The organism is Streptomyces cavernae (assembly GCF_004023625.1).
In the GTDB taxonomy this organism is placed as follows: Bacteria; Actinomycetota; Actinomycetes; order Streptomycetales; family Streptomycetaceae; genus Streptomyces; species Streptomyces cavernae.
Genome location: NZ_RPDJ01000001.1, coordinates 275,589 through 287,964, shown reverse-complemented (window position 1 = coordinate 287,964; position 12,376 = coordinate 275,589). Strand labels below are relative to the sequence as shown.

Sequence of the window (12,376 nt, the reverse complement as noted above, 5' to 3'; positions counted from 1 at the left end):
ATTGGCGTTCCGTGCAGGTCACTTGACGCTTCCCGCGGTCAGGCCGGACTTCCAGTAGCGCTGCAGGGTGATGAACGCGACGATCAGCGGGACGACGGCGAGCAACGAGCCGATGACGACGAGCGGGTAGTACTCGGGTGAGACGGTGGCGGCGCTGTTCCAGGTGTAGAGGCCCAGGCTGAGCGGATACAGGTGCTGGTCCGAGAGCATCACCATGGGCAGGAAGAAGTTGTTCCAGATGGCGGTGAGCTGGAACAGGAAGACGGTGACGAAACCGGGCCCGAGCATGCGCAGGCTGACCCGGAAGTAGGTCTGGAGCTCACCGGCGCCGTCCACGCGGGACGCCTCCAGCACCTCGTTGGGTACGTAGCCGCTGGACAGGAGGCGGGCGAGGTAGACCCCGAAGGGGTTGAACAGGACGGGGATGAACACGGCCCAGAAGGTGTTGACCAGACCGATGCCGGAGGCCACCAGGTAGAGCGGGAGGGCCAGCACGGTCGGCGGCACCATGACGCCGGTGAGGACGAGCCCGAACAGTTTCTCCTTGTGCGGGAACTCGTACTTGTCGAAGGCGTATCCGGCGGCGACGCTGATCATCGAGCCGACGAGTGCGCCGACGACCGCGTACAGCAGGCTGTTGACGTACCACTCGCCGTAGAGGCCGCCGTCCATGGCGAACAGGTCGGAGACGTTGCGGGCGAAGGAGAAGTCGCCGAAGGAGAAGATGTCGCTGCCGAAGAGAGCGTCGGCGTTCTTGGTGGAGGCCATCAGCAGCCACAGCGTGGGGAGCAGGGTGTAGAGCGCGGCGAGGCCGACGACGACGTTGGCGATGCTCCGGCTGGTGAGCCTGCTGCCGGAGGAGCGTCCCCGTGGTGTGCCGAGGGCGGGTGTGGTCGGGGTGGTGGCGGTGGTCGTGGTCACTTGGCGCTCCGTTCCCGGCGGCCGGCCCACCGTGTCACCGCGAAGGACAGGGCGCAGGTGACGACGAGGAGGATGACGGAGGCCGCGGAGGCGAGTCCGTAGTTGTTGCGGCGGAAGGCGGCGTCGTAGATGTACATGTTCAGGGTGAAGCGGGAGTTGACCATCGGCGTGGCCTGGTTCATCAGCATCGGCTCGGTGAACAGCTGGAGCGCGCCGATCAGCGAGAACATGCCCACCATGACGACGGAACCCCTGATGATGGGCACCTTGACCAGCAGCGCCGTGCGCACACCGCCCGCTCCGTCGATCCGGGCCGCCTCCAGCACCTCGCGCGGCAGCGCCTGGAGCGCCGCGTAGAAGATCACCATGTTGTAGCCGAGGCCGCTCCACAGGGCGATGTTGACGATCGACGGGAGCACGGTGTGCAGTCCCAGGAAGTCGATGGTGACGTCGGCCTCGGCGAAGAGTTTGATGACCGGGCTGAGCCCCGGGGTGTAGAGGTACAGCCAGATGACGGCGGCGATGATGCCGGGTACGGCGTGCGGCAGGTAGAGCAGCATCTGCGCGGTGCGGCGCAGCCGGATCAGGCCCGAGTCGAGCAGCAGGGCCAGCGCGAGCGCGCCGATGACCACGGTGGGGACGAAGATCACGCAGTAGAGGGCGATGGCACCGAACCCGGAGAGGAAGCTCGGATCGCTGAGCACCGCCAGATAGCTGCGCAGTCCGGTGAAGACGGTCTCACCGCCGCCGAAGCCGAGGCCGTCGTGGTCCTCGGAGAAGAGGCTGAGGCCGATTGCGTAGCCGACGGGGACGAGGAACACGGCGACGAGCAGCGCCGTGAACGGGGCCAGCAGTGTGACGCAGGCAAGGGTCTGCTGCCGGCGTCCGGCGCGACGGGTTCGGGTGGGGTCCGTCGGCGGCGGCGGGGTCGCCGTCCGCGTATCGGAAGACATCACTGTGCTCACGGGTTCACCTCGGCTCCAACCTGATGTGCGGCTCTATGGGGTGGTGGGTGCGGGCTGCTGCGCGGCGGCCCGGGGACGGACTGCCGCGCGAAGCCGGGTCAGCGGGTGGTGACCGACAGGCCGAGGCTCTTCAGATCGGGCAGGGTCTTTTGCTGCGCTTCGCGAAGGGCGTCCAGGATGGTGCCGCTGCCCGCACCGGCGCGGGCGAGTCCGTCGTCGCCGGAGCTGATGGTCGACACCATGCGCGGCCCCCACTTCCACTCGGGGTCGATCAGCTCGGCCTCCTTGTGGAAGAGGCCGAAGATGTCCTGGCCGGAGTAGTAGCTGGTGTCCATCTCCTTGCGGGCTACCGGCACCAGGTCGGGAACGGCCGGGTAGGCGCTGCTGATGCCGCTGGCGAGTTTGGCGCGCAGCGCGTCGGGGCTGGTGACCAGCCAGGAGATGAACTCCATCGCTTCCTTGGGGTGCTTGCTGTCCTTGGTGACCATGAAGGTGGAGCCGCCCTGGGTGCCGAGCGACGGCTTGCTCGGGTCCCACTGCGGGAAGGGCGCGATGGCCCATTTGCCCTTGCCGCTCGGGGTGGAGGCCATCATCGAGCCCGCCGCCCAGGCGCCCGCCAGCCAGCCGGCCGTCTCACCGCTGCGCAGGTGCGCCCGCCACTGCTGACTGGACGCTGGCTCGACCCGCACCAGGTCGTCGTCCAGCAGACGCTGCCAGTAGGTGGCGACCTTGCGGGTGGGGGCGTCGTCCATGGAGATGCGCCAGGTCTCGTCGGAGGTGTCGTACCACTTGCCGCCGGCCTGCCAGACGAGTCCGGCCATGGCGAGGGTGCCGCCGGTGGTGAAGAGGCTGGCGATACGGGAGGCGGGCTCGGCCTCCTTGAGCTTGCGGGCCGAACTCTCGAACTCCGCCCAGGTCTTGGGGACCGGGATGCCGTGCTTGGTGAACAGGTCCTTGCGGTAGAGGAAGACCATCGGTTCGATGTCGACCGGCACGGCGTAGGTGCGCCCCTCGAACGTGGTGAGGTCCATCGCCTGGGGCAGGATCTTCGCGCGTACGGAGTCGGGCAGCAGGTCGGTGATGTCGCGGGGCACGCCGTCGATCGCGAAGCCGGGCAGCTGCGGGTATTCGAGGGTCGCGACGTCGGGGGCGTTTCCGGCCCGCGCGGCGTTGCTGAGCTTGGCCCAGCCGCCCTGGTCCCCCGAGGGAACCTGTTCGAAGTCGACCTGGATCTTGGTGTGGGTGCGGTTGTACTCGTCCACCATCTCCTGGCTGCCGCGCAGCGCCGACCAGAAGGTGATGCGGACCGGGCCGCCCTCGACGGTGTCACTGCCGCCCGAGGCCGAGCACGCCGTCAGCAGCATGGCCAGGACCATGAGCAGCGCCGCGCCGGGCACGTGTACGAGTCGACCTGACGTTGCCTGCCGGGGCACTAAGTGTCGTTGACCAGGCATGGGCCCTCCCGCATCGTTGCTGGCTCATGGGCATCCTGATCGCAGAATGAAAAAGGCGTCAATACATCGAACAGAAGAAAGTGAAACGCTCAAACAATCAGAAGTGGTGGGACGGTCGGCTGTGAACCGGTCGCGTGGGGCACGTTTGGACCGGTTGCGTAGGCACGTCTGGACCGGTCGCATGCGTCCCGTGTGAGCCGGTCGCATGGCCCGGGTTCGCGGGTGAATCGGTTGCGGGTGCACCGATCGGCGGCGACTGCCGGCTGGCCGCCGGGCGCTGGCCGCCGGGCGCTGGCCGCCGGGCGCCGGGCCGCCGGCTCAGGGGTACGGAGGTCGCCGAGGTCCAGCTCAGCGGGCGGGGGCCGGAGCCGTCGACTCCCGGACGACCAGGCTCGGCAGCAGTTCGAGGTGGCGGCTGGCACCGGGTCGCAGACCGCCGCGCGCCATGTCCAGCCGACGCAGCAGCAGGTCGACCCCGGTGCGGCCGAGTTCCGCCTTGGGCGGCGCGACGGCCGTCAGGGGGACGGGACCCATGTCGGCGACCACGTCGTTGTAAGCGATCACGGAAGCGCGTCCCGGCACGTCGATCCCGGCCGCCTGCAGCCGCTGTACCAGCACCAGTGCGTCCATGTCGCTGTGGATCAGTACCGCCGTGGCCCCGCTCTCGCGGACCGCTTCGGCGAGATCGAGCGCCCGCGGATCGGCGGCCCTCGGGTCGGGGCCCGCGGTGCGCGAACTGAGGATCGCGCGGCACCCGTCGGCCAGACCCCGGGCAGCGGCCTGCTCGGCGAACTCCGCGCGGATGACCCGCGCGGTGGGGCTGTCGTCGCGCGCCGCCAGCACGATCCGCCGGTGGCCGAGGTCCACCAGGTGCCCGAGCGCCAGGTGCACGCCGTACGCGTGGTCCGAGCGCACGCAGTCCAGCGGGTAGATCGCGCTGGTCCGCGCGGGCCGGCGCTCCACGAGCACGGTGGGGACGTCCAGGGCGGCCAGCCAGGAGTGGTCGGCGTCCGCCTCCTCCCGGGTACGCCAGTGCGGCGACAGCAGCAGCCCGCGCGCGCCGCCGTCCAGCGCCTGGCGCACCGCCTCGCGCTCCGCCCCGCCCTCGTCGGCGGCGATGTGCAGCGCGAGTCGCAGTCCGGCCTTCTCGGCGGCCTCCCGCGCGCCTTGGACAGCCTCGGTGAGGTAGGTGTTGCGCTCGGGGACGATCATCGCGACCGCGTCTCCCCCGCCCCCGGCGACGCTTTCCTCGGGCATCGGCTGCAGTGACCGCGCCACCCCGTGTCCGCGACGCACCTCTCCGCGCCGGGCCAGTTCCTCCACGTCGCGGCGCACCGTGACGACGGAGACGCCGAGTTCGTCGGCGAGATCGGTGATGCGCGCGACGCCGCGGCCCCGCACCACCTCCGCGATCCGGGTCTGCCGCTTCTGCGCCGACTCCCGCATGCCCCACCGCTTCCGTCACGCCTGCGTTCGAAAGGACCGCCCGGCGCGCGTTGCCGGGCGCGACCGTACGGCGGTGTGCGCGATCGTATTCGCGCGATGCGCCCCATGGTACCGATCAATCGATCAATTGCCTCCCGGACGGACGCTTCCGGCGGGCGGCCGACGGGCGCCGGCGGCAGGATCTGGGGGTGTGACGGACGACGGGCGTCCCGTGGTCGCGGGAGACGGTGCGGAGGGCGGCGGGGCGGCCGAGGGCCCTGGGGCCGGGACCGGCACGGGCGCCCAGCGGCTGGCAGCGCTCTCGGACGGTGTCTTCGCCATCGCGATGACGCTGCTGGTCCTGGACGTCTCGGTGCCCGCCGGACTCGACGACGCCGCGTTTCGCGAGGCGTTGGGGGACACGCTGCCGAACCTGGCCGCGTACGCCCTGAGCTTCGCGGTCATCGCACAGTTCTGGCGCGAACACCGGCACATCCTGGACGCGACGCCCACGGTCGACGGAGCGGTGACCGGGCTCGCGCTGCTGGGGCTGGCGCTGGTCGCGTTGCTGCCGTTCCCCACGGCGCTGCTCGCCGAGTACACGGACCAGTCCCTGGCCGTCGCCGTCTACTCGGCGACCGTCGCCGCCACCAACGCGGCTCATGTGGCGCTCATGGCCGCGATCCAGCGGCGCATCGTGTCGGACGGGCGGCCCGCGGGGGCAACGCCTCCGGGTGCGACCGCCGAGGGAGCGGCGGCTGAGGGGGCGACTCCCGAGCCGACGACGGCCAAAGGGGCCGGCGCGGCTGCGGGCGCGGGCGCGGCTGAGGCGTCGGCCCAGGTACGGGAACGATCCGTGGACGCCGGCACGACCGCCCTCGTGTTCGGTCTGGCCACCCCTCTCGCCTTCCTCTCCCCCGCGGCGGCCATGTGGTTCTGGCTCACGCTGATCCCGCTCAACGTCACGATCGGGCGCAGGCAGCGGCGCCGCCGCGAGTGAGCCACCTTGGTACTGGTGAGGTCGCGTATTTCAGGCGTTGACAGTTCTGGCCCTGGGAGACCGGGCTGTGAAAGATCCACGGCTTGACGCATACCCATAACGGCATATGATGGCGCCCATGGCACGAGCAGCGACGACGTCGGATGTCTTCAACGCCATCGCCGAGCCGCAGCGCCGGGAGATCCTGGTGCTGCTGCGGGCGGGTGAGCGGCCGGTGACCGAGTTGGCCCAGGAGCTGGGGATGACCCAGCCGGGGGCGTCCAAACATCTGCGGGTGCTCCGGGAGGTCGGGCTGGTGCGGGACCGCAAGGCAGGCAAGCAGCGCCTGTACGGCCTTGACGCCCGTGGGCTGCGACCGGTTCACGAGTGGGCCGGCGGATTCGAGCGGTTCTGGAACGAGAGCTTCGACCGGCTGGACGCGTACGTGCAGGACCTCAAGCAGGCAAGGCAGGAGGAGTGACCGATGGCAGCGACAGGACGGGACGCGCCGGCGCGGTCAGCGACGGCCGACCGCGAGATCGTGATTTCCCGGATCATCGACGCCCCACGGGAGCTGGTGTTCGAGGCGTTCACCGAAGTCCGGCACCTGTCGCGATGGTGGGGACCGGACGGGTTCACCACCACCACGCGGTCCTTCGAGTTCCGCGTCGGCGGGGAGTGGGACTTCGTGATGCACGGACCGGACGGGACGGACTACCAGGAGTGGATCTCCTGGACGGAAATCGCCCCGCCCGAGCGGATCGCGCTGCTGCACGGTGAGTCCCGCGGCGACGCGAACGCCTTCGAGTCGGTCCTCACGTTCGCGCCCGACGGCGCGGCGACCCGGATCGAGATGCGCACGGTGTTCCCCACCAAGGAGCTGCGCGACGAGGCGGTCGAGAAGTACCACGCGATCGAGGGCGGCCGGCAGACCCTGAGCAACCTGGCTGCCTACCTCACCGAGACCGTTCGGAAGGGAGCTGAGGGCTGATGGCCGGGAAGGTGTTCTTCAGCGTGTCGATGTCGCTGGACGGCTTCATCGCGCCCGAGTCCGTGCCCGTTGACGACTTCTTCGCACCCGAGAATCAGGACGACCCGCAGGTCCAGCGCTGGATGGGGCAGTGGATGGAACTGCAGCAGTGGATCTTCCCGCAGCGGTTCTTCCGGGAGAACCTGAAGCTGGGCGAGGGCGGCGAGGAAGGGCGCGACAACGACATCGCGCGGGAGACGTTCGAGCGCACCGGCGCGAGCGTGATGGGCAAGCGCATGTTCGACCTCGGCGAGCAGGCGTGGCCGGAAGAGGCGCCGTTCCACACGCCGGTCTTCGTCGTGACGCACGAGAAGCGTGACCCCTGGGAGCGGCCGGGTGGGACCACCTTCCACTTCGTCAACGACGGCATCGAGCCCGCGCTCGACCGGGCCCGCGAGGCCGCCGGCGACCGAGACGTCCGCGTCGCGGGCGGCGGCGCAACGATCCTGGAGTACGTGAACGCCGGCCTGATCGACGAGTTCTCGATCGCGCTCGCACCCGTGCTGTTCGGCTCCGGAATCCGCCTGTTCGACGGCGTGGACGCGGGCCGCGTGGCCCTGGAGCCGGTCCGCGCGGAGCCGACGCAGCGGGTGACCCACCTGACCTACGCGGTCCGGGAGCGGTAACTGCCTCGACCTCAGCGCTCGCCCGTCGAGCCGGCAGCACGGTGAGATCCTCGACGCTCCGGGCGCCAGGAAGTGCGAGCGTTCTCGATCTCGGCCGCGCGATCCTCCCCTGAACAGTCGGTGGCGGCTGGTTCTTGGGTGGCAGGGTGTCGCGGGTGACGGCTGTGCGTGTGGGGAGGTTCCGCCGGGAGCGTCGGGCGCGGTGTGCCGGCGCGGGGGCGTCGGGCCGCGTGGCGGCTGGAGCAGGTCGAGCGCCGCCGTAGGCCGACCGACACCGGCCTGAGCCATGCCGAGTTCTGCGACCGCACCAGAACGCCGTGGCGCTCCACCCGGCAGGGTGACCTCGCCCGCCCCGCCTGTCAGGCCGAATGCCGATGACCGCGGAGAGACCGACGAAGACTCCTTCACCGCGTACAACCCCTTCCACCACGGCAGGCTCTGACCCGGCGGCGCCCCGAACCCCTGTCGCCCGTCTACCGCCCGTCTGCCGCCGACGCCCCGGCAGACAGCGCCGTCGGCCCCCGTCACTGCCGAAAGCCCCGGAGTTCCCAAACCATGAGCACACCACCGACGCCCGCCCCAGCCCCGCCTTCCTGGCCGCACTGCGGACACGGCGCCGACCCCGCCACCGCCCCCGTCGGCTGCCCCGGCATCCATGTGCCCGGCCACACCGCATGCCTGGCCCACTTGGACGACACCGACCGCGATGTCTACCTGGCCTCCCTGACCCCCGGCGCCGACATCGACCACCGCGGTACCCCCTTCACCGAGCAACTCCTGAGAGGTCTCCTCCACGCCCTGCGCGACCCCACCACCGGAAAACTCCACCTGGGCGTTGCCTTGTTCAACGGGGCGCGGTTCTCCGGCCCTGCCGGGTTCGATGGGGCGCGGTTCTCCGGTAACGCAGAATTCCACGGCGTGCGATTCTCCGATATCGCGCGGTTCGAAGACGTGCAGTTCTCCGGCACCGCCGGGTTCGGCACGGCACAGTTCTCCGGTGATGTCGTCTTCGACAGGGCCCGGTTCTCCCGTACCGCCACGTTCCGCGGGGCGCGGTTCTCCGGTAACGCCGTGTTCCGCGGGGCCCAGTTCCATACCGGCTGGTTCACCGAGGCGCGGTTCTCGGGTACCGCCGAGTTCCGCGGGGCGCGGTTCTCCAGCGACGCCGAGTTCCGCGGGGCGCAGTTCTCCGGCCCCGCCAACTTCGACGGGGTGCCGTTCTCCCGCACCGCCGGATTCGACAGCGCGGAGTTCTCCAGCGACGCCGGCTTCGACGGGGGGCAGTTCGGCCGGGCCGAGTTCCGCGGTGCGCGGTTCTCCGGTAATGCCGGGTTCGGCGATACGCGGTTCTTCATTGCCGCCGGGTTCGACAGAGCGCAGTTCTCCGGCGACGCACGATTCGACGGGGCACATTTCTCCAGCGATGCCCGGTTCGACGGGGCGCGTTTCTCCGGCCCTGCCAGCTTCGGCAGGGCAAGGTTCTCCAGGGACGCCTGGTTCCGCAGGGCGCAGTTCTCCAGCGACGCCGAGTTCGACGGGGCACACTTCTCCCGCTTCGCCGAGTTCTACGGGGCACAGTTCTCCGGCCCCACCATGTTCAGCAGGGCAAGGTTCTCCAGGGACGCCTGGTTCCGCGAGGCGCGGTTCTCCAGCGACGCCGGATTCGACGGGGCACAGTTCTTCGACACCACCCGGTTCGATGAGACGCGGTTCTCCGGTACAGCCGAGTTCCGCGGGGCGCGGTTCTCCAGCGACGCCGAGTTCCGCGGGGCGCGGTTCGCGCTGGCGTCGCTGTTCGGGCCGGTGGTGTGTGCGGGGAAGGTCAATCTGTCCGGTGCGGTGTTCGAGGTGCCTGTGACGCTGGAGATCGCGGCGCGTGAGGTGCGCTGCGAAGAGACCCGGTGGGAGTCGACGGCGACTCTGCGTCTGCGCTACGCGGCCCTCGACCTCAGTCACTCGGTGCTGTCGTTCCCCGTGACCGTGGCTGCCCACACCGCCCCCTTCACCACCAGCGGCGGTACGGCGGTGGAGGAGAGTCTGCTGGAAGGCGCCGAGAGTGGCGTGCGGGTGGTCTCGGTGCGCGGGGTCGACACCTCGCACCTGACCCTACCGACATCGACCTGAACGACCTCCTGCTCTCCGGTGCCTTCCACCCCGACCAGCTCCGCCTCGCTCGAAGGCCGCGATTCGCGTGGTGAGGGTGCGCCGACGACTCGGGGTGGCCGCGCGTGACGATGTCAGCTGCGGGCGCGACACGCGGCGCTCTCCTTCGGCATCGCTGCTCGCCGCGCTCGTCAGCACTGCGCTCGCGACGACATCGAAGTGGTGACCGGCGCGTGGTGCGAGCGAGGCTTGGTCGCCCAGCCACGCGAGCGCCGCCACCAGCGCGAACAGATCGGTGCCGTCGATGTCGGTCCACGCTTTCCCCGCGCCCTGCGCACCGGCGAGGAGCCGCGTGCCCGCCGTACGCATGGTGACGCACGGAGCATGGAGTGCTGACTCGCTGTCTTCAGGGGCGGCGGCCGTCAGCGCTACAAAGCCCCGATACTCACCTGCCGTCGCGACGCAGTCGCGTAGCCAACCTGCGTCGGCCGCCGATCTGCTGTACCGATGGTCGCCAAGCTCAGTTTGGCACCGCTTCGGTGCGCGAACGTTCTGGTCCACCACCACTCCGGAGGGCATCTACACTCCTGGAGAAGGATCTTGCAGGGCGGGCCCGGAGCGACAACATGCCCGGCTCTCCGCCCTGTTGACCCCCGGGGGACGAGAAAACGGCATGACGGACCACACGGCCGAGCGCAGACTGTCGGCTCGCGAGGCGCTGGCACGCCGGTGCCGGACCATCACGGAGGCACGTGCCTTCGCGGTCGTCGTTCTAGGTGTGATCCTGGCCAACGCGACACTGCTCGGCGTGGAGACGTACACCGGTGCGGTCCAGGAGTGGAGCGGCTGGTTACGTCTGGCCGAGCACGCCTGCCTGGCCGCTTTCACGGTGGAGATCCTGCTGCGGGCCGCGGCACACGCGGACCGCCCGAAGGACTTCTTCCGTGACCCGTGGAACGTCTTCGACCTGGCCGTCGTCCTGTCCGCGTTCCTGCCGGTCGTCCGCGAGAACGGCACCGTCCTGCGACTGTTGCGGCTGGCCCGGGTCCTGCGCACCGCACGCTTCCTCCCGCAGTTGCGGATCATGATGATCGCGGTGGGCCGCAGCCTGCCGGGTACGGCGAGCTTCCTGCTGGTCGGAGCGCTGCTGCTGTATGTGTACGCGATGGTCGGCTGGGTGTTCTTCGCCCGCCACGATCCCGAGCACTACGGCTCCATCGGCCGTGCGGCGCTCACGCTCTTCCTCCTGATGACCCTGGACGGCATCGGTGACGCGGTCCACGCGGGCCTGGAGGTCTCCCGCTGGAGCCTCCTCTACTACGCGTCGTACGTCCTCCTCGCCTCCTTCGTGCTCGTGAACGTCCTGATCGGGGTCGTCATCAACTCACTGGACGAAGCACGTGACATGGAGCGGGAAGACCCCCCGGCGGCGCACCCCGACGACACGGTCCTCCTGCGTGAACGCATCGCCGCGGCCCGCCGGGCCCTCGACGACCTGGAGCGCAGCCTCGCGCAGGCCTCGGCCGTGTCGACCGTGGGCCACGGCGGGCATCAGGACCCGACCCGAACCGTCGCCCCTATCGCCGTGCCCACCGCCGGAGATCCCTGACGGAGCGCTCCTTCCAGTCCCGGATTCCCGCTAGCTCGGCCGTGGCGGTCATCAGGACCACCACCGGTGTCCATCGGGCCCGTCCGGTACGCGTCGTCCACCTGACCGCGGGGAAGTCCGTGACCGCCGTGACGGACCCCCGGGGGATGACGCGCGTGCGCAGGTAGCCCCGGACGATCAGTGTCCCGGTGTCCCAGGAGAGGCCCAGCCGGTAGCCGCGGACGGCGAGGACCGCGAAGACGAGCAGGGCCGCACCCGCCGCGGCGCGTGGAAACGCCTCACCGGTCTGCTCCCCGTAGGCCACGCACGCGACCATCGGGACCCACCCGAGAGAACTGTTCGCGAGCCGGTTCAACACAGGAGGAGAAAGGTCCACGATGCGCTCCTCGACCGCCCGGGACACGCTGGTTTCTCCTGCCCGTGACGGGACGGTCCGGTGACTGTACATGCCGGGTGTGCGGCCGGTACAGCGATGGTCAGGCGGGCTTCTCCCAGACCGAGACATGTCCGCCGCTCTCACTGGTGAACGGATCCCGTCGCCAGTTCTCCCAGCGGTCGCGCAGCCGCAGCCCGGCGAGTCGCGCCATCAGGTCGAGCTCGGCGGGCCAGACGTACCGGAACGGGATGGACCAGTGCTCGGCGCGTCCGTCGATGATGGTGACGTAGTTGGAACTCTGTGACTGGGTGGCGACGTCGTAGGTGTCGAACGCCCACCGGGTGGGGCTGATGTCGAACGGGACCGCGTTCTGTCCCGGCGGCAGCCTGCGCAGATCGGGCACGCCCACCTCGATGACGAAGCAGCCTCCGGGCCGTAGGTGGTCGGCCGCGTTGCGGAAGCAGGCCACCTGGGCGTCCTGTGTGGTCAGGTTCATGATGGTGTTGAACACCAGGTACGCGACCGAGAAGGAACCGGTCACGCGGGTCGTGGCGAAGTCGCCGACCGTCACACCGATCGCGTCGCCGCCGGGTTTGGCGCGCAGCCGGGCCACCATCGCCCGGGACATGTCGATGCCGTGCACCGGGATCCCTCGTCCGGCCAGCGGCAGCGCGATCCGGCCCGTGCCGATGCCGAGTTCGAGCGCCGGGCCGTCACCGGCGAGTTCGGCGAGCAGGTCGACCGCCGGGTCGACCACGTCCGGGGCGTACATGCCCTCGGTGGACTCGTCGTAGGTGTCGGCGATCTTCTCGCCGAAGTAGCCGTCGTCCCCGTCGTCGTCATGCATCCGGGGACCGTACCGTCCGCGGCCCGGCTGACGCGCGCGAT

The 12,376-nt window shown here is 70.0% G+C and carries 12 protein-coding genes and 1 pseudogene; 6 read left to right on the top strand and 7 right to left on the bottom strand.

Features of this window, described 5'->3' with window-relative positions:
* Window positions 1-18: 18 nt before the first annotated feature.
* The 4 genes from EF387_RS11220 to EF387_RS11205 all read right to left on the bottom strand — a co-directional run bounded on the left by EF387_RS11220 (window position 19) and on the right by EF387_RS11205 (window position 4,786).
* Window positions 19-921 (bottom strand): carbohydrate ABC transporter permease, encoded by a 903-nt coding sequence (locus EF387_RS11220; RefSeq protein WP_162467116.1) that lies wholly within the window; start codon window positions 919-921, stop codon window positions 19-21.
* On the bottom strand, window positions 918-1,874 hold the full coding sequence (locus tag EF387_RS11215; protein ID WP_128376589.1) for a carbohydrate ABC transporter permease: 957 nt from the start codon (window positions 1,872-1,874) through the stop codon (window positions 918-920). Before EF387_RS11215 ends, EF387_RS11220 begins: the two co-directional genes overlap by 4 nt.
* Before the next feature lie 110 nt (window positions 1,875-1,984).
* Window positions 1,985-3,340 (bottom strand): ABC transporter substrate-binding protein, encoded by a 1,356-nt coding sequence (locus tag EF387_RS11210; RefSeq protein ID WP_128376373.1) that lies wholly within the window; start codon window positions 3,338-3,340, stop codon window positions 1,985-1,987.
* A gap of 348 nt (window positions 3,341-3,688) precedes the next feature.
* On the bottom strand, window positions 3,689-4,786 hold the full coding sequence (locus tag EF387_RS11205) for a LacI family DNA-binding transcriptional regulator (RefSeq protein WP_128376372.1): 1,098 nt from the start codon (window positions 4,784-4,786) through the stop codon (window positions 3,689-3,691).
* 190 nt (window positions 4,787-4,976) lie between these two features.
* Here EF387_RS11205 and EF387_RS48185 point away from each other — a divergent pair, with 190 nt between their 5' ends.
* The 5 genes from EF387_RS48185 to EF387_RS11180 all read left to right on the top strand — a co-directional run bounded on the left by EF387_RS48185 (window position 4,977) and on the right by EF387_RS11180 (window position 9,524).
* Window positions 4,977-5,765, top strand: coding sequence for a TMEM175 family protein (locus EF387_RS48185; protein WP_238431446.1), 789 nt, complete (start codon window positions 4,977-4,979; stop codon window positions 5,763-5,765).
* Between the two features lie 118 nt (window positions 5,766-5,883).
* Window positions 5,884-6,225 carry an ArsR/SmtB family transcription factor gene (locus EF387_RS11195; RefSeq protein ID WP_128376371.1) on the top strand — a complete coding sequence of 114 codons (342 nt, stop codon included), beginning with the start codon at window positions 5,884-5,886 and terminating at the stop codon, window positions 6,223-6,225.
* Window positions 6,226-6,228: 3 nt separating this feature from the next.
* The gene (locus EF387_RS11190) at window positions 6,229-6,735 is read left to right on the top strand and encodes an SRPBCC family protein (protein WP_128376370.1); all 507 of its coding nucleotides are present in this window, start codon (window positions 6,229-6,231) and stop codon (window positions 6,733-6,735) included.
* Window positions 6,735-7,400: a dihydrofolate reductase family protein gene (locus tag EF387_RS11185; RefSeq protein ID WP_128376369.1), complete on the top strand. Its 666-nt coding sequence runs from the start codon at window positions 6,735-6,737 to the stop codon at window positions 7,398-7,400. Before EF387_RS11190 ends, EF387_RS11185 begins: the two co-directional genes overlap by 1 nt.
* Window positions 7,401-7,955: 555 nt before the next feature.
* The gene (locus tag EF387_RS11180; protein ID WP_128376368.1) at window positions 7,956-9,524 is read left to right on the top strand and encodes a pentapeptide repeat-containing protein; all 1,569 of its coding nucleotides are present in this window, start codon (window positions 7,956-7,958) and stop codon (window positions 9,522-9,524) included.
* A 141-nt stretch (window positions 9,525-9,665) separates the two neighbouring features.
* Here the strand turns inward: EF387_RS11180 and EF387_RS48180 are convergent.
* A pseudogene (locus EF387_RS48180) lies at window positions 9,666-10,004 on the bottom strand (SbtR family transcriptional regulator); the annotation flags it as partial.
* Window positions 10,005-10,176: 172 nt separating this feature from the next.
* Here EF387_RS48180 and EF387_RS11170 point away from each other — a divergent pair.
* Window positions 10,177-11,112, top strand: coding sequence for an ion transporter (locus tag EF387_RS11170; protein WP_128376367.1), 936 nt, complete (start codon window positions 10,177-10,179; stop codon window positions 11,110-11,112).
* Here the strand turns inward: EF387_RS11170 and EF387_RS11165 are convergent.
* Both EF387_RS11165 and EF387_RS11160 read right to left on the bottom strand, forming a co-directional pair.
* Window positions 11,081-11,515 carry a hypothetical protein gene (locus EF387_RS11165; RefSeq protein ID WP_238431445.1) on the bottom strand — a complete coding sequence of 145 codons (435 nt, stop codon included), beginning with the start codon at window positions 11,513-11,515 and terminating at the stop codon, window positions 11,081-11,083. The two genes, EF387_RS11170 and EF387_RS11165, sit on opposite strands and share 32 nt — an antisense overlap.
* Window positions 11,516-11,588: 73 nt before the next feature.
* Entirely contained in the window at window positions 11,589-12,335 is a 747-nt protein-coding gene (locus EF387_RS11160) for a class I SAM-dependent DNA methyltransferase (protein WP_128376366.1), read from the bottom strand.
* Between the last annotated feature and the right edge of the window lie 41 nt (window positions 12,336-12,376).